Annotated in this window: 16 protein-coding genes, 7 pseudogenes, 1 riboswitch and 2 other annotated features; of the genes and pseudogenes, 4 read left to right on the top strand and 19 right to left on the bottom strand. The window is 49.1% G+C overall.

All coding sequences use genetic code 11. From position 1 onward, the window contains the following. Positions 1 to 2 precede the first annotated feature (2 nt). The 10 genes and pseudogenes from ilvB to ltrA form a co-directional block, all read right to left on the bottom strand. Positions 3 to 1,660 (bottom strand): annotated as a pseudogene (ilvB, locus tag P378_RS03425) (biosynthetic-type acetolactate synthase large subunit). A 159-nt stretch (positions 1,661 to 1,819) separates the two neighbouring features. Beyond that, positions 1,820 to 3,476 (bottom strand): annotated as a pseudogene (gene ilvD, locus P378_RS03420) (dihydroxy-acid dehydratase). 55 nt (positions 3,477 to 3,531) lie between these two features. Beyond that, positions 3,532 to 3,783, bottom strand: a binding site (T-box leader). Between the two features lie 127 nt (positions 3,784 to 3,910). Continuing rightward, positions 3,911 to 4,167: a binding site (T-box leader), on the bottom strand. A 201-nt stretch (positions 4,168 to 4,368) separates the two neighbouring features. Further along, a complete protein-coding gene (locus P378_RS03415; RefSeq protein ID WP_099082279.1) occupies positions 4,369 to 4,782 on the bottom strand; it encodes a type II toxin-antitoxin system VapC family toxin in 414 nt (137 codons plus the stop codon). Between the two features lie 2 nt (positions 4,783 to 4,784). Next, positions 4,785 to 5,054 carry an AbrB/MazE/SpoVT family DNA-binding domain-containing protein gene (locus tag P378_RS03410; RefSeq protein WP_099082278.1) on the bottom strand — a complete coding sequence of 90 codons (270 nt, stop codon included), beginning with the start codon at positions 5,052 to 5,054 and terminating at the stop codon, positions 4,785 to 4,787. A gap of 337 nt (positions 5,055 to 5,391) precedes the next feature. Beyond that, positions 5,392 to 6,858, bottom strand: coding sequence for an RNA-guided endonuclease TnpB family protein (locus P378_RS03405; protein WP_099082277.1), 1,467 nt, complete (start codon positions 6,856 to 6,858; stop codon positions 5,392 to 5,394). Beyond that, positions 6,815 to 7,432, bottom strand: coding sequence for an IS607 family transposase (locus P378_RS03400; protein ID WP_099082276.1), 618 nt, complete (start codon positions 7,430 to 7,432; stop codon positions 6,815 to 6,817). The genes P378_RS03405 and P378_RS03400 overlap by 44 nt, the downstream gene beginning before the upstream one ends. A gap of 198 nt (positions 7,433 to 7,630) precedes the next feature. Then, on the bottom strand, positions 7,631 to 7,786 hold the full coding sequence (locus P378_RS24445; protein WP_476588311.1) for a hypothetical protein: 156 nt from the start codon (positions 7,784 to 7,786) through the stop codon (positions 7,631 to 7,633). Positions 7,787 to 7,906: 120 nt separating this feature from the next. Beyond that, positions 7,907 to 8,466, bottom strand: a pseudogene (locus tag P378_RS23335) (ParB/RepB/Spo0J family partition protein); the annotation flags it as partial. Positions 8,467 to 8,500: 34 nt separating this feature from the next. Then, positions 8,501 to 9,251: pseudogene (locus P378_RS03390) on the bottom strand (ParA family protein). A 156-nt stretch (positions 9,252 to 9,407) separates the two neighbouring features. Beyond that, on the bottom strand, positions 9,408 to 11,123 hold the full coding sequence (gene ltrA / locus P378_RS03385) for a group II intron reverse transcriptase/maturase (RefSeq protein WP_238472827.1): 1,716 nt from the start codon (positions 11,121 to 11,123) through the stop codon (positions 9,408 to 9,410). A gap of 737 nt (positions 11,124 to 11,860) precedes the next feature. Between ltrA and P378_RS03380 the strand changes: the two genes are divergently transcribed. Together P378_RS03380 and P378_RS03375 are read left to right on the top strand one after the other, a co-directional pair. Further along, complete coding sequence (locus tag P378_RS03380) at positions 11,861 to 12,526, top strand: Lrp/AsnC family transcriptional regulator (RefSeq protein WP_099082275.1); 666 nt, start codon at positions 11,861 to 11,863, stop codon at positions 12,524 to 12,526. Then, a complete protein-coding gene (locus P378_RS03375; RefSeq protein ID WP_099082274.1) occupies positions 12,523 to 13,092 on the top strand; it encodes an RNA-guided endonuclease TnpB family protein in 570 nt (189 codons plus the stop codon). Before P378_RS03380 ends, P378_RS03375 begins: the two co-directional genes overlap by 4 nt. A gap of 64 nt (positions 13,093 to 13,156) precedes the next feature. On the opposite strand, the gene P378_RS03370 is transcribed toward P378_RS03375, so the two are convergent. Further along, positions 13,157 to 14,884: a [Fe-Fe] hydrogenase large subunit C-terminal domain-containing protein gene (locus P378_RS03370; protein ID WP_238472826.1), complete on the bottom strand. Its 1,728-nt coding sequence runs from the start codon at positions 14,882 to 14,884 to the stop codon at positions 13,157 to 13,159. Between the two features lie 363 nt (positions 14,885 to 15,247). Between P378_RS03370 and P378_RS03365 the strand changes: the two genes are divergently transcribed. Further along, on the top strand, positions 15,248 to 15,448 hold the full coding sequence (locus P378_RS03365; protein WP_099082273.1) for an SH3 domain-containing protein: 201 nt from the start codon (positions 15,248 to 15,250) through the stop codon (positions 15,446 to 15,448). Between the two features lie 189 nt (positions 15,449 to 15,637). Then, positions 15,638 to 15,806: riboswitch (M-box (ykoK) riboswitch) on the top strand. Positions 15,807 to 15,988: 182 nt separating this feature from the next. Then, a pseudogene (gene corA, locus P378_RS03360) lies at positions 15,989 to 16,956 on the top strand (magnesium/cobalt transporter CorA). A 56-nt stretch (positions 16,957 to 17,012) separates the two neighbouring features. Here the strand turns inward: corA and P378_RS03355 are convergent. The 8 genes and pseudogenes from P378_RS03355 to trpD form a co-directional block, all read right to left on the bottom strand. Then, complete coding sequence (locus P378_RS03355; RefSeq protein ID WP_099082272.1) at positions 17,013 to 17,567, bottom strand: hypothetical protein; 555 nt, start codon at positions 17,565 to 17,567, stop codon at positions 17,013 to 17,015. 11 nt (positions 17,568 to 17,578) lie between these two features. After that, on the bottom strand, positions 17,579 to 18,247 hold the full coding sequence (locus tag P378_RS03350; protein WP_099082271.1) for an anti-sigma factor domain-containing protein: 669 nt from the start codon (positions 18,245 to 18,247) through the stop codon (positions 17,579 to 17,581). Positions 18,248 to 18,286: 39 nt separating this feature from the next. Beyond that, complete coding sequence (gene sigI / locus P378_RS03345) at positions 18,287 to 18,985, bottom strand: RNA polymerase sigma-I factor (RefSeq protein ID WP_238472825.1); 699 nt, start codon at positions 18,983 to 18,985, stop codon at positions 18,287 to 18,289. A gap of 192 nt (positions 18,986 to 19,177) precedes the next feature. Beyond that, positions 19,178 to 20,005, bottom strand: a complete 828-nt coding sequence (gene trpA / locus P378_RS03340) for a tryptophan synthase subunit alpha (RefSeq protein ID WP_099082270.1) — start codon at positions 20,003 to 20,005, stop codon at positions 19,178 to 19,180. Continuing rightward, positions 20,002 to 21,191, bottom strand: a pseudogene (gene trpB, locus P378_RS03335) (tryptophan synthase subunit beta). The gene trpA and the pseudogene trpB overlap by 4 nt, the downstream one beginning before the upstream one ends. After that, positions 21,178 to 21,813, bottom strand: coding sequence for a phosphoribosylanthranilate isomerase (locus tag P378_RS03330; RefSeq protein ID WP_099082269.1), 636 nt, complete (start codon positions 21,811 to 21,813; stop codon positions 21,178 to 21,180). The pseudogene trpB and the gene P378_RS03330 overlap by 14 nt, the downstream one beginning before the upstream one ends. Then, entirely contained in the window at positions 21,803 to 22,600 is a 798-nt protein-coding gene (gene trpC, locus P378_RS03325) for an indole-3-glycerol phosphate synthase TrpC (RefSeq protein WP_099082268.1), read from the bottom strand. Before trpC ends, P378_RS03330 begins: the two co-directional genes overlap by 11 nt. Next, positions 22,597 to 23,633: pseudogene (trpD, locus tag P378_RS03320) on the bottom strand (anthranilate phosphoribosyltransferase). The gene trpC and the pseudogene trpD overlap by 4 nt, the downstream one beginning before the upstream one ends. Between the last annotated feature and the right edge of the window lie 17 nt (positions 23,634 to 23,650).

Genomic DNA, 23,650 nt, shown 5'->3' with positions numbered 1-23,650 from the left:
TTCTACCCTAACATTTCATTCAGCGCCTTACCCGGCGGAACAAAGGGCAAAACATTTTCTTCTCTTTCAATGACAAAGTCCATTAACACCGGTTTTCGGGACTGGATGGCCGCATCCAGCACCTCCGCCACCTGGTCCTTGCGGGTCACCTGGTATCCTTCGGCGCCATAGGCCTCGGCCAGCTTGACAAAGTCCGGGTTCTTCATCTCAGTGTATGAATAGCGGCGGTTGTAGAACATCTCCTGCCACTGGCGAACCATGCCAGGTAACCGTTGTTCATAATGGCAACGTTCACAGGCAGATCATAATCCACGGCGGTGGCCAGTTCCTGGATGTTCATCTGAATGCTGCCGTCGCCAGCGATGTTAAAGACCGTTTCCTCCGGGCAGGCCACCTGCACGCCGATGGCGGCGGGGAAACCATAACCCATGGTGCCCAACCCGCCGGAGGAGATAAAGGAACGGGGCCGGGTGTAGGTATAGTAGTGGGCCGCCCACATCTGGTGCTGCCCCACCTCGGTGGTGATGCGGGCCTGGCCGCCGGTTTGCCGGTAAATCTCCCGGATGACGTGCTGGGGCTTGAGATTGCCGCCGTTTTCATCATATGCAAGAGGGTATTCCTTTTTCCAGGCGGCAATTTTGTCCTGCCAGGCGGCCGGCAGTCTTGCTTCAAGGCGTTCCAACAGTTGGTTGAGCACCGCCTTGACATCCCCGGCGATGGGAATATCTACCCGAACATTTTTCCCCAGCTCCGCCGGGTCTATGTCGATATGAATGATCTTGGCATCGGGGGCAAAGGATTCCACCTTGCCGGTGACCCTGTCATCGAAGCGAACCCCGACGGCGATCAGCAGGTCGCACTCGCAAATGGCATAGTTGGCGTACTTGGTACCGTGCATGCCCAGCATGCCCAGGGCCAGCGGGTGGTCACCGGGGAATCCCCCCAGTCCCATCAGGGTGGAGGCCACCGGGGCCAACAGTGTCTCGGACAGTTTCTTCAGCTCCTCATGGGCCCCGGCGCTGATAACGCCGCCTCCGGCATAGATAACCGGGCGCTGGCTTGCGGCGATGGCTTCATGGCCTGGTTGACCAATTCCTCCCGGCCTTTGCGGGGCGGGTTGTAACCGGGCAGGGCCGGGTAGCTGTTGCGGTGGTAATCCGTTTCCCCGGAGGAAACATCCTTGGGAACATCAATCAGGACCGGGCCGGGGCGACCGGTGCCAGCAATATAGAAGGCCTCTTTGACAATCCGTCCCAGATCTCGAATATCTTTTACGATATAGTTGTGCTTGGTGACGGGAAGGGTGATGCCGGTGATATCCACCTCTTGAAAGGAATCCCGGCCCAGCATGGACGTCGGGACCTGACCGGTGATGGCTACCAGGGGCACTGAATCCATGTAGGCGTTGGCAATCCCCGTCACCAGGTTGGTGGCCCCGGGGCCGGAGGTGGCCAGACAAACCCCCACCCTGCCGGAGGCCCTGGCGTAGCGTCTGCCGCGTGGGCTGCTCCCTGCTCGTGGCGGGTCAGGATATGGTGAATATCTGCATCATACAGGGCATCGTACACAGGAGGATGGCGCCACCGGGATACCCAAAAATGGTCTCAACGCCCATTTCTTTTAGACTGTCTATTAAAATCTCCGCTCCGGACATTTTCATCTGTAAAAACCTCCAGTCATGCTAATACTGCATTTCTTTGGGGTCGGCTTTTGGCTTTTGGCTGCAAGTTTTTGGTTTTTACTAAAAGGCCAATGGTCGATGGCTAATGGCCATTGTCTGGACCCCGAAGCCCGACCCGTAAGCACTGACGTCCGACGACTACTTCAGCACCGCTCCTTTGCCGGCGGAAGATACCTGTTTGGCGTAGCGGGCCAGGTAGCCGGTGGTTACTTTGGGTTGGGAGGCTGCCAGGTGGCCAGGCGCCGGTCGATTTCTGCCTGATCCAGCTTGATTTCCAGCCGGTAGTTGGGGATGTCGATCTCCACAATGTCCCCGTCCTGAAGGACGGCGATAAGACCCCCTTCCGCTGCTTCCGGTGAAATGTGTCCGATGGAAGCTCCCCTGGATGCGCCGGAGAAACGCCCGTCGGTTAACAGCGCCACTTCTTTGTCCAGTCCCATCCCCGCCAGCACCGAGGTGGGTGCCAGCATTTCCCGCATACCCGGACCGCCTTTGGGACCCTCGTAGCGGATCACCACCACGTCGCCGGGTTTAATTTGGCCTGCCATGATGGCTGCAATGGCTGCCTCTTCCCCGTCGAACACCCTGGCCGGGCCGGTGTGTTTTAACATTTCAGGGGCCACCGCCGCTCTCTTTACCACCGCTCCGTCCGGCGCCAGGTTGCCCCGCAGGATGGCCAGGCCGCCGGTGGCGCTGTAGGGTTCTTTTACACTGCGGATGACATTTCTATCTTTAATTTTTGCCTGTTCCAATAATTGGCCGACCGTCAAACCGCTGACGGTTTTAATGTTCGGATTAATCAGACCATTGACGGACAGTTCTTTCATCACCGCCTGGATGCCGCCGGCTGCGTACAGGTCTTGAATATGCTGCTGCCCGGCCGGACTGAGCTTGCACAGGTGCGGTGTTTTCTCACTGATTTCGTTGATTAAATCGAGGTTTAACTCGATGCCCGCTTCATGGGCGATGGCGGGCAGGTGCAGTACCGTATTGGTGGAACAGCCCAGGGCCATATCCACCGCCAACCCGTTGCGGAAATTCTCCGCCGTTAAAATATCCCGGGGCTTTACATCTTCTTTGACCAGGGCCACCGCCCGCATGCCGGCCGCTTTGGCCAGCCTGCGCCTGGCGGCGGAGACCGCCGGCACGGTGCCGTTGCCCGGCAGGGCCATGCCCAGGGCCTCGGTCAGGCAGTTCATGCTGTTGGCGGTAAACATGCCGGCACAGGAACCGCAGCCGGGGCAGGCGTTATCTTCCAGTTCAGCCAGCTCTTCACCGGTCATACGGCCGGCCTGGACTGCTCCCACCGCCTCAAACATTTGACTTACCGAAACATTCTGGTCTTGAAATTTTCCTGCCATCATGGGGCCGCCGCTGACAACAATGGCGGGAATGTTCAGCCGGGCCGCAGCCATCAGCATACCGGGAACCACCTTATCACAGTTGGGAATCAGCACCAGCCCGTCAAAGGATGAGCCTGGGCCATAATCTCAATGGAATCGGCGATGATTTCCCGGCTGGCCAGGGAATACCGCATACCGGGGTGCCCCATGGCGATGCCGTCGCAAACTGCAATGGCGGGAAACTCCACCGGCGTCCCGCCGGCGATGCGAACGCCTGCCTTGACGGCCTCGGCGATATCTTTCAAATGGATATGTCCTGGAACAATCTCGTTAAAGGAGTTCACGACCCCGATCATAGGCCGGGACAATTCTTCATCCACCAATCCTAAAGCTTTAAACAAACTGCGGTGCGGAGCCCTCTCCAACCCTTTTTTCATTGCATCGCTGCGCATAGCTTTACCTCCCGATTATGAGTATACAAAAAACCTCTCGTTCCCCGGCATCAATGCCAGGGACGAGAGGTTTATCCTTCCGCGGTACCACCCTGATTGCTCTTAGCAAGAGCCACTCATGCACAAAATACATACATACCCTGTGCCTTTTGATAACGGGTTCTGAAAACCCGGCCCCAATTACTCGTGCCAATCACTTTCACGAGGGCAGCTCCCGGGTGAGACCAATCTGCCAGTGGCGCCGGCTTCCACCCAACCCGGCTCTCTGTGGCCCTGTTCAGACTGTTGTCCCGATCATAGCTGTTTTCTGTACCTTACTAAATAAATTACTAGTAAGTATAGTAGTTTCGACAAGTAGTGTCAAGAAGTTCTGTGTTATGATCGGGTTAAATTTTCAGAGCGTACAACAAAAAACCTCTCACTCCTGGCGATTTGCCAGGGGCGAGAGGTCATCCTTCCGCGGTACCACCCTGATTGCTCTCCGGTTAAGAGCCACTTTTGCACAGCATACAGTAATGTATTGTGCGGATTTGCTAACGGGTTCCCAAACCCGGCCCAACCTACTTGCGTGATGCTTTCGGAAGGGCAGCTCCGGGGTGATGTAGGCAATCTGTCATGTGGCGCCGGCTTCCACCTGCTCCGGCTCTCTGTGGCCCTGTATCAGATGCCCGATCCCCTTCAACGCTGTTTTGCTATTGATTACTACTAAGTATAATTTTTTAGTCAATCACTGTCAAGAATTAGATAGATGAATTTTGTTATTCTTTAGTATTTTGAACATTAGGTACTTCCGCCACCTGCCGTCCTCCCTCCGCAGGTATCCTAAGAAAATAAAAAAACCTACACAAGTTAATGTTGTTTTTCGCATGAACGTTGCAATGTGCATTATTTTTTATCTATGCTTTTTTAACCACTTTATCTTGATAATGTTATTTTCAAGTCGTTGAAACTCTTTATCCGCAGTTAAAAGTGTCCCTCGTACCCGCATTGTTAATGCCGCAGCATATGAATCTCCAAGAGACATTGGATACTTTGCCTTTATATCTCCAGCTAAAATCACTAGTTCATGGGATACTTGAAATAGTTCAATGGGCCATGCTTTTAAATTTTCAAGTAAGTCTATTGCTATTTTTCTGTCGTATCTTCGTTGGATAATATAATATACTTCACCCACATTGATCCATGACATATACAACTTGATTTCACTGTTTCTTGCTAATTCAAGTATTTCTGCAACGGTCTCTGCGGATGGCTCGTCCAAAAAATATCCAAGTACAGCGTAAGTGTCCAAAACATAACTCTCCATATTTAAAAACCATCCTCCCTATGCGATTCCAGAGACTTTTCTTCTTCTCGGTATTCCTTAATTAGTTCGTCTGCCGAAAAAGTTATCTTGGGATGGGTCTTTTTAAGAATTCCCCTTGTATCTTTAATTGGGTCATCAAACAGCGGTATTATGGCTATATGACCATCTATTTCTGTTATTCTAATGTTTTGTTCAGGCTTTAATCCATACTTGTCTCTTAGGTGTTTAGGTATAACTACCTGGCCTTTGTGTGACATTTTATTTATACTCATAAATTTTCACCTCTTAGTTTTACTTTTATTAATATTATATCTATTTTTAAGTATTAGTTAAACCGATCATGCAGAAATTTTACAATTTATTACACATTCTTCTCGTACTATTCATTTAAAACAATTGGTGATTACTGTTTCAATTCTTCTAGTTAAAAAAGCACCTGCTTTTAAAAGCAGATGCTTTTACGAGGGCCGCTGGTTCTATGAGTCATCAAGTTTAGCCAATCAGCTTTTGCAGCGCAGCTAAATGCTTCTGGTAGGATTCCTGTCCATAGCATAGCAAACCATGATGACCTTTTGCATAGTATGAAATTCCATAGAAAAACATAGAACTCTACGAAACTTCTTTGAACTTATCCCAATAATCCTTAAAATAAGGATTTCTTAGAATTAAGTCCTTAGCCGTACTACAGCGGCATGGTTCTCGCTCCAGCCTACCGGTGAATCGCTCCACCAGTATCCGGAGGACCAACTTTTTACTCTTGTAAACGGAACCAATCTCGTCAGAACTTCTGACACAGATATTTCTGGCTCCATTTACGTCCGCATGGSTTTTATAACCACAGTACCGRCAGRYRAATTCYGCCTGSGWACTGCGATTACTCTTATCGACATACCCGCAGGARTTACAGGTTTGCGACGTGTAGGCAGGRTTAACATAGGTTACTTTGATACCATATTCYTCTGCTGCCGCATCAAGTTTAGCGGTTATAACTGCCTTGCCAAACCGGGAGAGAAGTCGGTTTAACCTGCGGGATAGGTTGGGGTTTTGAAAGTTAAGTTTTTCTATAACAATCTCTTTGGGGCAATACAGCTTAACAATTCGGTTTACAATCCGGCATATATCATTTTTAAGGTAAGACCTGAGTTTAGAAACTAATCTGTCATAACGAGGGCTTCTCACTTTGAGTCCCTGCTTCTGCCGGTTACGGGCCAGTTCGGTGATAATGCCGTCATATTTCAGAAGGGTTTCGTAAAACTTACGACCAAATAAGTCGCCGCGGTCAGTAGTAAAAATACTCTTTAAGCCTAAGTCCAGGGCTRTCTTAGGTGTCAGGGGTTTATATTCTTTGGATTTAGGTTTGTCCTTAATAAAARATAYAGTMATCTTGCCTTCCTTAGTCAAATTAAACTGACAGAAATTCTTTAAYTGACCCGGTATATCCTCAAAATATTCGTTAGACTGCACAGGAATGTAAACCGGCTTGCCTTTATCCAGAGTAGATAACCGAACCCAATAGTCAAACTTCTTGGCACCGTTATTGTTCCTAGTTTTAATTACCGCAACCTTTTGGTCTAAAGCCATATTTATACGCCCCATCGTAGGCTTACGGTGTTTAGAAAGAATGTGCTTGAATATTTTGCGGGCTAGTCTAATAACTTCCGGGCTTATCTCCCTGTACTCACCCTTTACTTTCTTGCCTTTATCACCAAACACCGGGATTTTTATTGAGTCATTAAACCATTTCCCGTGTTTATTGATGTAAAGTAAGTCTGTCTTGGTCCTTACGTCTAAGGAACTGTGGCAAACCCGGTCAACGAAGTCATTCTTCCGGTTAGAGATGAAAGACTCCAGCGACCCGACTACTTGGTATTGGCAGGTTTGCTTATATCGCTCTGACAGCCTGGTGGAAATAGTTTTGATGTCCGCATTCTTATTAAAGCCACCCTTAGTAAAAAACAAATGCCATTGTCTTACAGCGATTTTACTCGCCAAGACACGGTATTCATCCAGGATAGCTTTAATTTCAGTTTGTTTACTCTTGTTGGCCTGGTGTTTTAGTTGGTAAGTTCTTATCATCTTCAAATTCCTTTGTAAGACATTGAATGATTTTCTCCGTCCGGCGTTTGCTTCGCCTTAACCCATACATCCGGACACTGAAGGAGTAAATGATGGAAATAAGGTCTTGTATTAAGTCTGCTTTATCATCTTCCGCCAGATTGACGACTTCAATTTTACGACCCTCTTTTTCAAGTAGAGTTTGGATGTAGTTAAATCCAAACCGGGTAAGGCGGTCTTTATGCTCAACTATTAACGTACCCCAATCATCTTTACAAAGTAGTTGGAGAAGTTTCTTGCGGTTATCATTTACGCCACTGCCCACTTCTTTTACAACATGGGTGATCTGATAACCTCTGGCAATGACATACTGTCTTAACCTTTCAGCTTGGCTTTCCAGGTTATCCTTGTTTTCGTTACTGGATACCCTGGCGTAAATGGCAGCATTTTTGAGCCTGGTTTCTTCATAAGTCGGGATTATCACTGCACCTGTATTAGGGTCTTTATAGGCTCCGGGTATTTTCCCTGCTTTAAAGTGGTTCCAGGCAGCTCGGTATGTTATTCCTCTTTGTTTTGCGTAATTACTTAGTTTCATATGAAAATTATACCATTTTTAAATTGAAAATTGCACTATTATTTTCTATGAAGTTCTATGTTTTTGATGACTTGTTATAATACTGTAATAGATAGGTTTAATAAATATTTTTAACTAGTTTTAGTTAGTTAGTTATTTTATTACTGTATTAAATTCCCCTGCCCAATAATTTAATGGCTTAATGTTTCACGTGAAACATTAAGCCATTAGCTTATCTTCAGAAAGCAGCAGTTCCAACAGCCTGTTTAAATCATTGTCGTCATAATAATCGATCTCGATCTTACCGCCTCGCCGGCTGGTCTTAATCTGTACTTTGGTCCCCAGGCAACTTCTCAACTGGTCTTCTAATTCCATGATCTCGGGGTTACGTGTTTTTACCTTTTTGGTCTTTTCTTTATCCTGGTCCCCGTCAAGAATATTCTTCACTAATTCTTCAACCTGCCGCACAGACAGCTGCTTCTTAATGATCAACTCGCACACTTCTATCTGCTTGTGCCGGGATTCCAACGTCAATAAGGTTCGGGCGTGTCCTGCTGATATTTCCCCGCTGCTGAGTTTCACCTTAATTTCATTGGGCAGGGTTAACAAGCGGATCATATTAGTGATCTGGGGTCTGCTTTTGCCCACCGTTGGGAGACCTGTTCCTGGGTAAGCTGAAATTCATCCATCAGCCTGCGGTAAGCGGTTGCTTCCTCCAGGGGGTTGAGATTTTCCCTCTGTAAATTTTCGATCAGGGCGATGGCAGCAGATTGCAGCTCACCATATTCTCTGATCACAGCCGGGATGTATTCCAGGCCCAGTTGCTGGCAGGCCCGCCACCTGCGTTCCCCGGCAATAAGCTCGTAGCCGCCGCCGGGTTGCGCCCTGACCACCACCGGCTGCACAACTCCATATTCCCTGACGGAATCCACCAATTCCAGCAGTTTCTCTTGATCTATTCTTAACCTTGGCTGTTTTGGATTAGGTTTAATATCGGAGACCCTAATCTCTTTTAAGATCCCTTGACTGGGGGCTTCATTTGTTACAACAGGCATCAGTGCCTGCAGACCCTTTCCCAGTCCTCGTTTTTTATTCAACACCCATCACTTCCTTGGCTAGTTCTTGGTATGCTTCGGACCCCCTGGATTTGGATCGTAAATAACCACCGGTATCCCATGACTGGGTGCTTCACTTAGACGAACATTTCTCGGGATGATACTTTTATACACCTTGCTGCCGAAAACCTTTTTCACTTCATCTACCACTTGTATGGAAAGATTCAGCCGGGCATCAAACATGGTTAATAATACGCCCTCGATTTTTAAGTCGGTATTAAGGTGTTTTTGTACTAACTGGATGGTGTTCATTAACTGGCCAACACCTTCCAGCGCATAAAACTCACATTGAATTGGTATTAATACCGAATCTGCTGCCGCCAGAGCATTAAGGGTCAACAATCCCAGTGATGGAGGACAATCGATAATAATATATTGATATTTTTCCTTTAATGGCGTTAGCGCCCGTTTGAGAATCTGCTCCCGGGCGATCAAGGACACCATCTCAACTTCCGCCCCGGCCAGTTGTATGGTAGAGGGAAGTATATCCAGGTTTCGGATATCTGTGGAAATAATCACTTCCCTGGGAGAAATATCATTAATTAAAACATCATAAATACAGCGTTCCAGGTCAGTTTTATCAATACCTAACCACTGCTGGCATTACCCTGGGGATCAATGTCAACCAGCAGTACAGGTTGTCCCATCAGGGCGAGGCTGGCCCCTACATTTACGGCAGTGGTGGTCTTGTAGGGTAGGAGTCCAGCGCCTTGCCATATCACTATGGTAGGTTTCTGTACTCCCCCTCCGAACCGTACGTGCAAGTTTCCAAGCATACGGCTCTCCAGTCATCCTATTCATCAAAAGTTAGAGATTTCCGTTGTGTATCTTATCGTGGCATTGCGCACATACCACTAAGGTTTTCCTGTTCAGTGCAGACATTAATTCCACCCTTTGGGGCATTTCTTTGCCCCTTTTCCGCCATTTTCTTTGACTTCTTTCAACTTTTTGATGTGGCGTACCTCGATATTTTCCTTGCTGCCACATAATTCACATTCGTTGGTTTGGATTCTATCTAGTAGTGTAGTTCGGTGATTTAGTGGCAAGGGTAATTGGTCAACAAGGTTAATTATTGGAAATTCTCTCTTAGATAGGCTCTCGTTAAAGTATGTTAATACCTTTTCGCCTTCTTTGGTTTTGTATTTGACGCCTAACAGTTTTTTAGTCCCTGTATTGTTGTTTTTTAGTGGGACTTCTACACCGAATTTCTCAATTATTTTCTTATATGAGCATTTATGTTTGAAGGCAAGGGTTTTAACCAGACTATCGTAATTGTAGAACCTAACCTTGTTTATTTTGGTACTCACATCTGTTGCTAAGGAGTAATAGTTGTACAAACCTCTGATTTCAGCATTATACTGCATAAGGGTATCTAATTCAGGTTGGTTTACTCTTTGTGGTAAATGTATAGCTTTGCCGTTTTTAGAGTATTTAGCTATGTGTTTGTTTACCACCTTAGAGGGTACTAACAGTTGAATGGTTTCGTTTACAAAGAAGCCCTTTCTCTTATCAGTTGTATATTTGTGTTTACCTGACTTGGATATTTCGTACCCTAGGAACTTTACGTTTTCGTCTTTGAGGTTTGTTGTTAGTGTCTTCTCTTGGTTGAGTTCTATCAGTAACTCATTTTCCAAGAATTCCTTAGCGAAGTCTCTGATTCTTTCGGCGGTGGCTTTGTCATTCCATATGCCAATGACAAAGTCGTCTGCATATCTACAATACTTCACTCTGCTGTAGCCTTTGTCCATTTGACCCTTATTTGAGTAGTAGTGATATTTGCAATTCAGCTTGTTGTATTCTGGGTTTCTTCTTCTTAGTTCACCGTAGGAATATTGTTCACAGATTCGTTCTATAAACTTATCAAATTCGTTCAAGTAGATATTCGCTAGGATTGGGCTAAGTATCCCACCTTGGGGTGTTCCCGAGTAGGTTTCGTACTTTTTCCAATCTTCCATATATCCAGCCTTGAGGAATTTGTCAATTAGTCTAAGAAACCTGTTATCATCAATTTTCCTACTGAGAATTTCAAGAAGTTTTTCGTGGGAGATATTATCAAAGAAACTGGTTATATCTCCTTCGATAACCCATTTTACACCTCGCCAGTTTTTCTTAATCTGGTAGAGGGCTGTATGGCAACTTTTATTGGGTCTAAAGCCATGCGAGTTTTCCGAGAAGTGTGGTTCATAGATGACTTCTAAAATTTCTCTGATGACCTCTTGGACAAGTTTATCCGAGAAACTAGGGATTGATAGGGGACGAAGTTTATCGTTGCTTTTGGGAATGTACTTCTTTCTGGCCGGTTTTGGGTAGTACCTTTCCGTCCTTATTTCTTCAATTAGTTTCTCTATTTTCTTTTCGTAAAAGCCATCAATGGTATCGTCATCTACAACCTTGATTAGATTACCTTCTTTACTGGCAATTTTACAGTAGGCATTCCAGTAGAAGTCCTTATTGTAGAGTAAACGGTATAATCTCTCGAATCTTTGATTTGGATTCTCTATCGACTTTTGATTTAATATACCTAGTATAGTCTCGGCTGTCTGCATTTCGCATACCTCATATCCTAGTATATCGGACGACCTGCTTCCCTTCGCCATGTGATAGGCTTTCCCCATCTCGGACTACTACGGAAGCTCCGTTACCTTATGGGATATTCAGCGTCCATATCCCTTGCGGGATTATCATGCATAGTTCTTAATGATAGAACGTTCCCACGTAGGTAATCTCCGTTTAACAACTTTAGTGCAATGGTATCCCTTAGGCTCTCCGTTCGTATCCTTGAGTGTCTTACTGACACTTGGGTGTGTAGGCGGTTCTCCATATTCGCCGTAGGTAAATGCGATATGGCTTTTCCCATGTTGTGACCAAAATTCACGGGTTTCAACACACCATAAGGGTTATCAAAAGGCGTTCCCTTATCTGGGCGGGTTACAGCGAGGATACTAGAGTTCAAGCAGTTTAGCCTTAGCCATAGGATACCTGTACCTTGCATAACCTGACTTTAGCCTATTTCAAGCCATTCATGCTTTTCTCACATGCTGTTTTTCCCTTCACCTTTCGGATCTTGGGTTAGTGAGATGGTACGAACCCCTAATGAACCGCTAGGGTTATCGTATATACACGACTTTCACTAAAGCGTCTTACGGACGCGCGGCCACTCCTCCTTTTTGGTTGGTAATGCATATGATTTTCCCCAATTGAGCACCCCCCAAGTTCTTCTATTTATCCCTATTCAACAAAGAAAGGATTTCTTCCTTCTTAAAAAGGTATTGATGTGGGTACCTATAAAAGGAAAATGTTTCACGTAAAACATGTTACAGAGTGTTGACAAAACTTGGAAGACCGGGGCATTATTAAAGGGTATACGGCGGTGGTGGAGCCGGCTGCGGTTCGCTGTGAGGTGCTGGCTTTCATTTATGTTGTTTTACAGCATCCGGATGACCGGTTACACTTTTTGCATCGTGTGCAGGAACTGCCGGAAGTGTTGGAATGCCATCACATAGCCGGTGAAGAGGACTATCTTCTTAAAGTACGCTGCACCCGTATCAGGGATTTGGAAGAACTGGTCAGCGAAGTCATTAAAGGTGCGCCCGGGGTGGTAAAAACAAAGACCACCATTGCCCTGTCCACGGCCAAGGAAACCTCTGTCCTTCCCCTGCCGTTTTGGGTTCGGTTATCTACTCTGGATAAAGGCAAGCCGGTTTACATTCCTGTGCAGTCTAACGAATATTTTGAGGATATACCGGGTCAGTTAAAGAATTTCTGTCAGTTTAATTTGACTAAGGAAGGCAAGATGACTGTATCTTTTATTAAGGACAAAACTAAATCCAAAGAATATAAACCCCTGACACCTAAGACAGCCCTGGACTTAGGCTTAAAGAGTATTTTTACTACTGACCGCGGCGACTTATTTGGTCGTAAGTTTTACGAAACCCTTCTGAAATATGACGGCATTATCACCGAACTGGCCCGTAACCGGCAGAAGCAGGGACTAAAGTGAGAAGCCCTCGTTATGACAGATTAGTTTCTAAACTCAGGTCTTACCTTAAAAATGATATATGCCGGATTGTAAACCGAATTGTTAAGCTGTATTGCCCCAAAGAGATTGTTATAGAAAAACTTAACTTTCAAAACCCCAACCTATCCCGCAGGTTAAACCGACTTCTCTCCCGGTTTGGCAAGGCAGTTATAACCGCTAAACTTGATGCGGCAGCAGAGGAATATGGTATCAAAGTAACCTATGTTAACCCTGCCTACACGTCGCAAACCTGTAATTCCTGCGGGTATGTCGATAAGAGTAATCGCAGTACCCAGGCAGAATTTGTCTGTCGGTACTGTGGTTATAAAACCCATGCGGACGTAAATGGAGCCAGAAATATCTGTGTCAGAAGTTCTGACGAGATTGGTTCCGTTTACAAGAACAAAAAGTTGATCCTCCAGGTGTTGGTGAAGCGATTCATTAGCAGGCTGGAGCGAACTTCACGCCCCAATAGTTGGGCTAAGGACTTAATCCTGAGAAATCCTTACTTCAAGGATTATTGGGATAAGTTCAAAGAAATTTCGTAGATTTCTATATTTTTCTATAAAATTTCATACTATTAGATTCCATGGTGATTCCGGGCCTTTGAAGTTATACATAATTTCTTCCGATGCTGGCCATGGCGGCGCCGATATTGAGCAGTTGATCATAGGTGGCTACGATTTGCTCCAGCGAACTGGTTACCACTTTGATGGCCTTTTCCTGTTCCAGGATCATTACACTGTCTTCTCTCAGGCGTGTTAAGACACTGGCAATATCCTCAAAGGCTTTGGTGGCCTTTTCGGACTGCAGCTTGCTTTGGGCGGCAATGTTTCGGATTTCTTCGATATCGGAAGGGGCCAGGGGCAGTTGGGGTACCTGTTTGTCCGTTATGGGAAATTGATATTGAGATACCATCAACAGGACCTTGTTGGCCAATTCCAGGGTATCCTTGGCGATGGTATTGGTTTCCTTCATCAGGGCTTCCAGGTGCTGGTTCCTGCTGTTGATTTTAGAGGTGGTTCCCTTGAGGGTAAGGGTAGAGAAATTAATGGATTCCATGGAAAGCATTAATTTGCTGCTCATATCCATCAGGCTGCTGGTCAAAGCAGGAACCTGTCGTAAAAGGAAGGGCAGGCACATTTCCTTTTCGGCCATTCCCTGCAGGCAGGCCACAGCCTTCTCCCAGCAGGTATCATAACCACAGGCGCTGCAGTTAATGAGATCCCTGATGTTGTGTTTGCCGGTTTCTCTCAAGGTTTGCCAGACCTGTTCGTCCGTATAGGTTTTCTTCAAGACCGGCTTGGCCTGGAATGTTCTTGTAAAATCCAGCTCCTGCAAAACCTGTCGCATTTCTTGATGACAAACAGAATGATTGCTTTGCTGAACGGTTTTCGCCACCTGGTGGGCCCTTACCATATAGGGCTTGTCACTGACCATCCCTGGTCCCATGACACAGCCTTCGCAAACCAGCATATCCACAAACTTGGGAGTAAAATCCCCGCTGTCAATAGCTTTTAGCACTTCGATACAGCGCCGGGCCCCTTCCACCACCACAATTTCCATGCTGGTAACATCCTCCAGGATGCCGGAAGTTTTTAAAAGTCCGCCGCTGATGGGGAAGGTGCGGGCCAGGTCCGGCTGCGGGTTATCCCAAGACTGTTCCGCCAATTCCTGCCAGGCAATCTCGGTACTGTCAAACCAGTGGCCAAGCTGCCTGAAATTAATTACCGCGTCAACATAACCGCCTGTGTTAAGGTCTTTGGACTCGTAGTTTTTAGAAAAACACGGGCCGATAAAAACGACCTTTGCGTCCGGTTGAACCGCTTTAATAATCTTTGCCTGAATGATCATGGGTGAATCGATGGGGGCCAGGTATTGAATGAGGTTCGAAAAATGTTTTTCAACCAGTTGCACAACTGCCGGGCAAGCGGTTGAAAGTATTGTTTTTGCATGCTGCCCGCTGAAATACTTTGAATACTCCCCGGCACAAATCCCGGCGCCATAAGCCACTTCATGCACGCCGGAAAACCCCAGGTGGCGGAGTGCGGCAACGAATTGACCGCTGTTTAAATGAAAGGAAGCCGGGTAAGACGGCGCAACCAGGGCAACCACCTTCATTCCCTCGGACAACCATTTTTGAATAACGGGAGAATCATCATGAACAATCTTTGCACCGATCGAACATGCCAGCACACACTGCCCGCATCCCAAGCATCCTGCCTCTATAATTTCCGGCAGACCCCTTTTTATAGCGATGGTCTTGACGGGACAGGCTCTTACACAGGCATAGCACTTGCGGCAATTGTTATGATCCGTAGATATTAAGGCAATGATCATCACCCCCCAAGTATCAAACCAGGAGTCATATTATCAGAATTCGACAATGTGTTAATAACTCCTCTTATAGGACATTGGAATATTCGTTTAATAAGGAATTTTTCTAAACTGTTGATCAATCCAAATGAAGAAAATATAACTTTATAATATATCTTTATTACTTGCAAGATTGATGCCGATTCTCAATTTTCTTTTTATCCGTTTAGAAATGAAACCACAAACTTAGCAAGGAAAAATATTGTGCCCGAATGGAACAGGTTGTTTTATTTACCGGAGCATACTTATGCCATTCTTTAAATCAAACATGGTAATATTCTGCACGTGGAATTAATTTGCTTATCGCCCAATGGACGGGAAAAAACTGTGTATTATCATTTATTGCAGGCAGCGTCTCTCCTGGTATTCCGGCAAACAGCGGAGATGATCACCCTAGCCACATCCCCCGAATTTATCCCCAGGCAGGCGGACGAGCTGATCCTATCCGTGGGACGCCTTCTCGATATTCATGAAAACGTGCTGCAAAATGTAGTTAAACAGCACGCGGCAATGAAAACGGTTCGTTAGTTTAAAGGATGACTTCCCTTCAATGCTTAAATCAAGCTAACAGACATCAAGCAGGAGTTATGGCCAGCAAACGATAGATAAATAACAAAATTTATATTCTATCATTGCTAATAAGCTAAATCGCTTAAAATTTACCCAATGAGGGTTGACACTTTGGCTTGTATATCCTATATTTTATAGTAAGTGAATAGTTTTCTTCGTTAGGTGAGGCTTCTACATAGACAGATGCCACTACCCGGAAATGTCGAGAGACTCTAACGGGTTAACAGGTTCTACCGGATTAAGGTTTTACCTAATGTGGCTGGGATCGATGTCCCTAGCTATGTATGTGCTAAAGCTTGTACGAGTGGGGAAGGCCTGATCTGCCCTTTTGTGGGGTTTTTTGACCTTCTGTTTGCTGAAGGTTTTTTATTTTTTCCAATGGGAGGTGGTAAGAATGGATGATCCGTACCCCAGGCTTTTAAAAAAATACAGTTCTTTCATTCTTACCCTTGTGACTGCCGTTACCAAATGACAGTTGCTCATTGGAGGTGATTGCCGGTGATTAAAACCTATCTTTATGACCATGCCGACGACAAAATGCGTCACGACATCAGTCTGAACAACTTGCAGCCGGTGCTGGCCAATAAAGAAAACCTGTTATGGGTTGATCTGTACAATTTCTCCGAGCAGGAATTGAAATATGTGGCCAATGCCTTTGACTTTCACGAACTGGCTGTGGAGGACTGCATGCATTACAGCCCCCGGGCCAAACTGGACAAATACGATGATTATCATTTCCTGGTGATCCACGCCATTCGCTACAACGAAGAGCGGGACGAAGAGATTATGCTGGTACAGCTCAATATCTTTCTGGGTGAAAATTATGTGGTTACGGTGCACAAAAACACCCTGCCCAGCCTCGGCCGGATGGCGAAAATCTGTTTGACGGATTGCAAGGTCTCCAATAAAGGCAAAGACTTTTTCCTCTACTCCATCATTGACGGGTTGGTTGATGAGTACTTTCCGGTACTGGACCGGATCGGTGATCGTATTGAAGATCTGGAAGACGAAATTTATGAAAAGCCCAGCCGGGAGACCACCGATGAGTTCCTGGCCCTGAAGAGAACCATTTTAACCATGCGCCGGGCCATGAGTCCCCAGCGCAGGATCTTTTATAACATCAGCAGCAGTTCCTTTGCCATCAGTGAAGAAAATCAACCCTACTACCTGGATTTAAAGGACCACCTGGAACGGATTTCCGACACCATTGACGGCTACAAGGATTTGGTGGACGGCGCCATGGCCACCTATTCTTCCATTATCAGCGCCCGGACCAACGAAACCATACGAGTGCTAACGGTGATTTCAACCATCTTCATGCCCTTAACCTTTGTGACCGGTTTTTTGGTATGAATGTTCCTTTACCGGACCAAGACTCCGTCTGGTCTACCGTCAGCATTACACTGGGTTTGATTACGGTATCCCTGTGGATGATCATCCTTTTCCGCCAAAAGAAATGGATGTAAAGAAAATGCCTCTGCCATGTTGCCTGGCAGAGGCATTTCATTATTCAAGGGGATCTCTAATCCTCTTTTTCTTTCGGTCCGTTGCCGGGTTTTCCCGGGCTATGGCCACCGGCAGGGTCAGACCCATGTCCTCCTTTATTATCTTTATTATTCTTAGGTTTTTCCTGTACCTTATCCAAGATACTGTCCTTGATTTGCTTTGCGTGCTCCGGCTGGCCTAAAGGGTTTTGGCGACGGTCATCCCGCCGCTGTTCATTCTCATCTTCCTCTTTTTCCTCTTCGTCTTCTTTATCTTCCTTACCTTCCCGATCATCCGGTTTATTTTGCTCAGGAACACCTCTGTTCTGCGGAGGATTGTTGTTTTGCGGCCGTTGTTGTATTTGTTCTTTGATGATCAGGCCCGACGGCATATGCTTAGACTGGCCACTGGACTGGCCTGTTCCAGGATCCCGCTCCTTTGGCAGGATTTGTACCGGCTTGCCGGGCGTCCTGGGATTCTCTTTATCTCCTCCTGCCTCTACCCTGTTTTTTAAAACTTCTTTAACCTTCAGTTTAGGATGCGGCAAAAGGTGTTGTATTTCAATACCTTTTTCCTTTTCTAACTGGCCCAATCCCTTCTTTTTTACTTCATCAATGGAAATCTGGTTGCCCTGCTTGGCGCTGCCTGGTGAATTAAATAACGGCCCACGGAAACGCCTTTTTTACTTGCCTGTTTGTGCTCTTGCACGGTGGCCCTTTCGGTCACCACTTTTACCGGGGTGGCCATTGCCGCTACGGTATGATTGACGGCGGCTTCCAGTTTTTCTTCATCCACTACCTTGGCGTTTTCCCTGGCCGGTGTAACGGTGGCCAGCACCACGTTATTGGTGTCGTTTAAATAATGGTACCGGGCCGCCCCTGCCACCAGCAGCTCCACCGCCTGGTAAACGTCCAGTTTTTCAGGGGTCACCTTTTTTAATAGCTCCTCGCCTTCTTCATCCAGCCCCCTGGCTTCCATGACCTTACCGTCATTGTCCACGGCCAGTTCCAGGCTGGGGTTAATATCCAAAGCTACGTAGGCCGCCGCAGCAGCCGGCATCATTTTGGTCCACAGGCCCAGGATACAAACCAGGATAAGGACGGCAGCCACCGCGACCCCTTGCAGGAAGGAAGGAAATTTTAGCTCAGTGCCGGTGACCTCCTGTCCAAGGGTGCGGTGATTCCTGGTTAACAGCACCCGGACAAACCGCCCGTCCGGGGTCATAACCACACCGGTGGGCCCTTTGGTTTGAACCAAAATTCCTTTAAGCACAGCCGCTTCCCTCCTCTCCTTCTGACCAACCGGTTAGCTTTAAATAAGAATACAAGTAAATGAAACGTTCCCTTTGATGCAGCAACAGTGCCATGCAATGATATATCGCCGTCCATTTTCAATGGTTTTCCGGTGCAGCCCGGAACTGAAAGTCAATTCTTTGACGGGCAGCCGCCGGGTGCGGAGTAAATGATCCATTAAAGCCGGTTGTTCTGCCACCTGTTTGGCCACCGCAAGCAAGTTTTCTCTGGAATCCCGGTGCTTTGGTGAAGCTTCCACCAGTTCACTGACGCTAATGCCATACAGGGACAGTTCTTTTTGAAATTCGATGACTTCCTCCTGCCGTTCCCTGGCCTCTGCTTCAAGCAGATACTTTTCCCAGGCCTGGGCTGTATCCATTTGCACCGGCCCATAATCCGCCACTTGGTATTCCAGGGGCTGGTGCCTGTGCCGGGCTTCCCGGCGAAAAAAGTCTGACAGCCGGCTTTTGATGACCAGCCTGGCAAAACCAAGGAAGGGAATTTTTCTTTCGTCTTCAAAACGGTCAATGGCTTCATTAAAGGCCATTAAACCAATGCTTAATTCATCGTCTCTGCCCCATTCCAGAGAACGCCCGCAGACCTTGACACAGGCACTTTGAATAAACGGTTTGGCCTGGATTAACAATTGTTCTCTGGCCTGGGCATCGCCCTCTCTGGCCTGGTTCAGGTACTGTGCCGTACATTGCTCTAAAGTCAAAACGTGGTCACTCCCCCTGACCCCGAACTAAACCCCCCTGATCATCAGTAATGTTTTCTGTTTCTTATTACGGAACAGATCGTATTTATGGGGGGATGTCGGAATAAAAAATCCCCTGCTTTATACAATTGGCAGGGACAAGTCCTTCTATTATTTTACATTGAGTGGCAATAATGAGCAACCCATAAGTTGTTATCCATTTTTTCCAAATTGTGCCTGGGGAGATTGCAGGGCTGCTTTGAGCTGACCTGTTAAACCGGCCACGGATTGTATACTGTCCTCTGCCTGCTCTTCCACCAGTCGGACCAAAGCACTGCCAACCACCACACCGTCACAGTACCGGGCCACCGCCGCTGCCTGATCCGGCGTGGCAATCCCGAAACCCGCCACAACGGGCAGTTCGGTAAATTCCATGACCTGAGCGGAGAGCCTGTCGATCTCCGCGGTGACATCCTGCCGGGTGCCGGTGATGCCGGTTACGGTGACACAGTAAATAAATCCCCGGGCCGCAGCGGTGACCTTGGCCAAACGGTCCCTGTTGCTGGTGGGGGCCACCAGGGGGATGACGGCCAGCCCTACCTTGTCTGCTTCGTTAATCAGCGGACCGGCCTCCTCTACGGGTAAGTCCGGGATAATGAGGCCCGCCACCCCGGCCCGGGCGGCATCCAGACAAAAGGCATTAAGGCCGTACTGCAGGATGGGATTATAATAGGACATTAAAACCAGAGGAGCGGTAACGCTGCCCCTTACCTCCGCCACCAGCTTGAGAATGCCCGCCGGGGTTGTGCCGCTCCCGAGTGCTCTGGTGGAAGCCCGTTGGATCACCGGCCCGTCAGCTGAAGGATCTGAAAAGGGAATACCCAGTTCGATGATATCCGCGCCGGCCCGGTCCATGGCTGAAATAAGCCGGCCGGTGGTTTGAAGGTTGGGGTCACCGGCGGTAATATAGGTCACCAGGGCCTTCTGACCCCCTTCTTTTAACAGGGCAAATTTCTCTGCCAGTTGCTGGACTCCGGTCATCGTAAATCCACCCCCATTTCCTTGGCCACGGTATGCACGTCTTTGTCGCCCCGGCCGGATAAACAAACCAGAATGTTCTGGTGACTTTCCATTTGGGCGGCCAGTTTCACTGCCTCTGACAGGGCATGGGAACTCTCCAGGGCCGGCAGAATACCCTCGGTCCGGCAAAGCAGGTGAAAGGCTGCCAGCGCCTCCTCATCAGTGGCAACGGCATACTGTACCCTGCCGCTGTCCTTTAAATAACTGTGTTCCGGGCCCACCCCCGGGTAATCCAGTCCTGCGGATATGGAGTGAACCGGGGTGACCTGCCCGTGCAGGTCCTGCACCAGGTAGCTGTAGGACCCGTGCAGCACCCCCGGTCTGCCGGCGGTTAAAGGAGCGGCATGTTTGCCGGATGACAGTCCCAGTCCCCCGGCCTCCACCCCCACCAGTTTGACTCCTGCATCTTCTAAAAAGGGGTAAAAAATGCCCATGGAGTTGCTTCCCCCGCCGACACAGGCCACCACACAGTGGGGCAGGGCGCCGGTTTGGTCCAGCATCTGCCGCCGGGCTTCCCGTCCAATGACGGCCTGGAAATCCCTCACCATCATAGGGTAAGGGTGGGGCCCGCCACCGAGCCGATGACATAAAAGGTATCCCGTACATTGGTTACCCAATCCCGCATGGCTTCGTTCATGGCGTCCTTCAGGGTGCCGGTGCCGGAACAAACCTTCACCACCTCGGCCCCCAGCAGGCGCATGCGGAAGACATTCAGGGATTGGCGTTCAATGTCTTCTTCCCCCATGTACACCACACACTGCATGCCCAGCATGGCGGATACCGTAGCGGTGGCCACCCCGTGCTGGCCGGCCCCGGTTTCCGCCACAATGCGCTGCTTGCCCATGCGGCGGGCCAGCAGCAGTTGACCGATGGTGTTGTTAATCTTATGGGCGCCGGTATGGTTCAGGTCCTCCCGTTTGAGAAAGATGCGGGCACCCCCCGTTTGCTTGCTGAGGGCCGCGGCAAAGTAGACCGGGGAGGGACGCCCCACGTAGTGATTTAAATAATACTCCACTTCCCTTTGAAAACTGTCGTCCTGCCTGGCTTCCTGGTAGGCCTGAATCAGCTCTTCCAGGGCCGGCATCAGGGTCTCGGGAACAAAGGTCCCCCCGTAGGCCCCAAAGTATCCTCTGTTATCCGGCTGCATATGCGCACACCTCCCTGGCACGTTTAATAAATGCTTTGATCAGTTGTAAATCCTTTTCCCCGTTAACCTCCACCCCGCTGGAAACGTCTACCCCGTAGGGGCGTACCAGGGCCACTGCCCGCCCGATGTTGGCGGGATTCAGCCCCCCGGCGAGGATCAAAGGCGCTTGCAGGGGCAGGTTCTCCAGCAGGTGCCAGTTAAAGGCGATCCCGCTGCCCCCTGCCACCCCTTTCACGTAGGTATCCACCAGCAGGGCAGCCACCGGGTATAAATTGGCCTGTTCCAGGGTCTGCCGGTCCCGGGCGGGGATCGCTTTGATACAGCGCAGGCCCAGTTCCCGGCAGTAAGCCGGGCTTTCCTGGCCGTGCAGCTGCACCAGGTCCAGCCCGCAGAATTGGGCAATCTGACGGACTTCTGCCGCCGGAGTATCCACAAAGACCCCTACCCTGGCAACCAGCGGGGGGATGGCCTGGCAGATTTCCCGGGCCTGCTCGGGAGTCACCCGGCGCCTGCCGGGGGCAAAGACCATGCCGATGGCGTCCGCTCCGGCCAGGGCCGCAGCTTCACCGGTGCGGGCGTCCCGGATGCCGCAGATTTTTATGCGGACGGTATTACTCTGCAAGGGGACCACCTCCCCCTGCCAGTTCCCGTACCTTGCAGCCGGTGTCCGGAGCGGTCACCAGGGCCTCTCCCACCAAAGCCGCATGGACTCCCAGGTTGCTCAGGAACTGCATATGCGCCTGGCTATAAATACCGCTTTCACTGACAACGGTAATGCCCGGCCGGTTGATCAATCCTGCCAGATATCTTGTCGTGACCAGGTCGGTATCGAAGGTGTGCAGGTTGCGGTTGTTAATACCGATGATCTCCGCTCCCGCCTGCAGTACTCTCATTAATTCTTCCTGTGTGTGCACCTCTGTCAGGACCTGGAGACCCAAATCTCCGGCCAACGCCAGCAGGTGGCTCAGTTCCTCATCGGAAAGGACCGCGGCAATCAATAAAACCGCATCGGCGCCGGCCAGCCTGCTCTGGTATAGCTGTACCGGATCAATGATAAAGTCCTTGCGCAGCAGGGGAAGCTCGGTTTCCTGCCGCACTTCCTCCAGGTAGGCCAGTTGGCCGCCAAAGAACCGGGAATCAGTAAGGACAGAGATGGCGGCGGCCCCGTTTTCGGTGTAAATGCGGGCCAACCGGCAGTGATCAAAATCAGGGCAGAGAATCCCTTTGGAAGGAGAGCGTTTCTTGATTTCCGCAATCAGGTTCACTCTGCCGGGAGAACTGATGGATTTCTTGAAATCTCTGGCCGGCGGTAACTTGCTGACCTGCCGTGCCATGTCTCTTATATTGGCGGTGGCTATTAATGCCTGGATCTCCTGCCGTTTATGTTCGATGATTGTTTGCAAAATCAAAGTGCCGCCGTCCTTCCCCTGACCAGAGTCTGCGAGAACTCCACCAGTTGTTTTAATTTCTTCATGGCGCTGCCCGAGTCAATAACATCTTCGGCCAGCCTGACGCCGGTGGCAATGTCCTGGGCCAACCCGCCGGCCACCAGGCCCAGGGCGGCGTTTATGACCACCACATCTCTTTGAGGGCCGGGTGCGCCCTGTAATATGTTCTGGATCATTCTGGCGTTCTTCTTGACGTCCCCGCCGGCCAGGGCCGCGATGGGGGCACGTGCAAAGCCAAATTCCCGGGGGTCCAGGATGATCTGCTTCACCTCGTGGCCTCGTATCTCGTAGACCAAAGCCTCCCCGGCCAGGGACACCTCGTCGAGGCCGCCGCAGCCGTGGATCACAAAGGACCTTCTGGTGCCCAGATTGGCCAGGACCCGGGCCATCACCGGGGCAAGGTCGGCACAATAGACGCCCAGTACCTGGCTCTGGGCAAAGGCGGGATTGGTCAAGGGGCCCAGGATATTAAAAACGGTACGAATGCCGATTTCCTTCCTGGGACCTGCGGCGTATTTCATGGCCCCGTGCAGCAACGGGGCAAAGAGAAAGGCAATGCCCACCTTATCCAGGCACAGCCCCGCCTCTTCCGGGGTCAGGTTTACCGCCACGCCCAGGTACTCCAGCACATCGGCGCTGCCGCATTTGCTGGAAACCGACCGGTTGCCGTGTTTGGCTACCGGCAGACCGGCGCCGGCCAGTACCAGGCGCAGGCCGTGGAGATATTAAAGGTGTGGGCACCGTCTCCCCCTGTGCCGCAGGTATCCACCAGGCCGGTTCTGGATGTTTTCACCGGGGTCACCTTTTCCCGCATGGTGCGGGCAAAACCGGTGATTTCTTCCGCCGTTTCACCCTTCAGGTGCAATGCTGTCAGCAAACAGGCAATTTGCGCCGGGGTGGCCTGGCCTTCCATGATTTCCTTCATGGTTTCCCGGGCTTCGGTCTCGGACAGGTCTTCTCCCGTCACCACTTTCTTAATGGCTTCACTGATCACTCTTCTCTCCTCCTTCT

This window comes from Desulforamulus profundi (assembly GCF_002607855.1).
The sequence above is the reverse complement of the archived record's forward strand: the minus strand, read 5'-3'. Positions and strand labels throughout refer to the sequence as shown.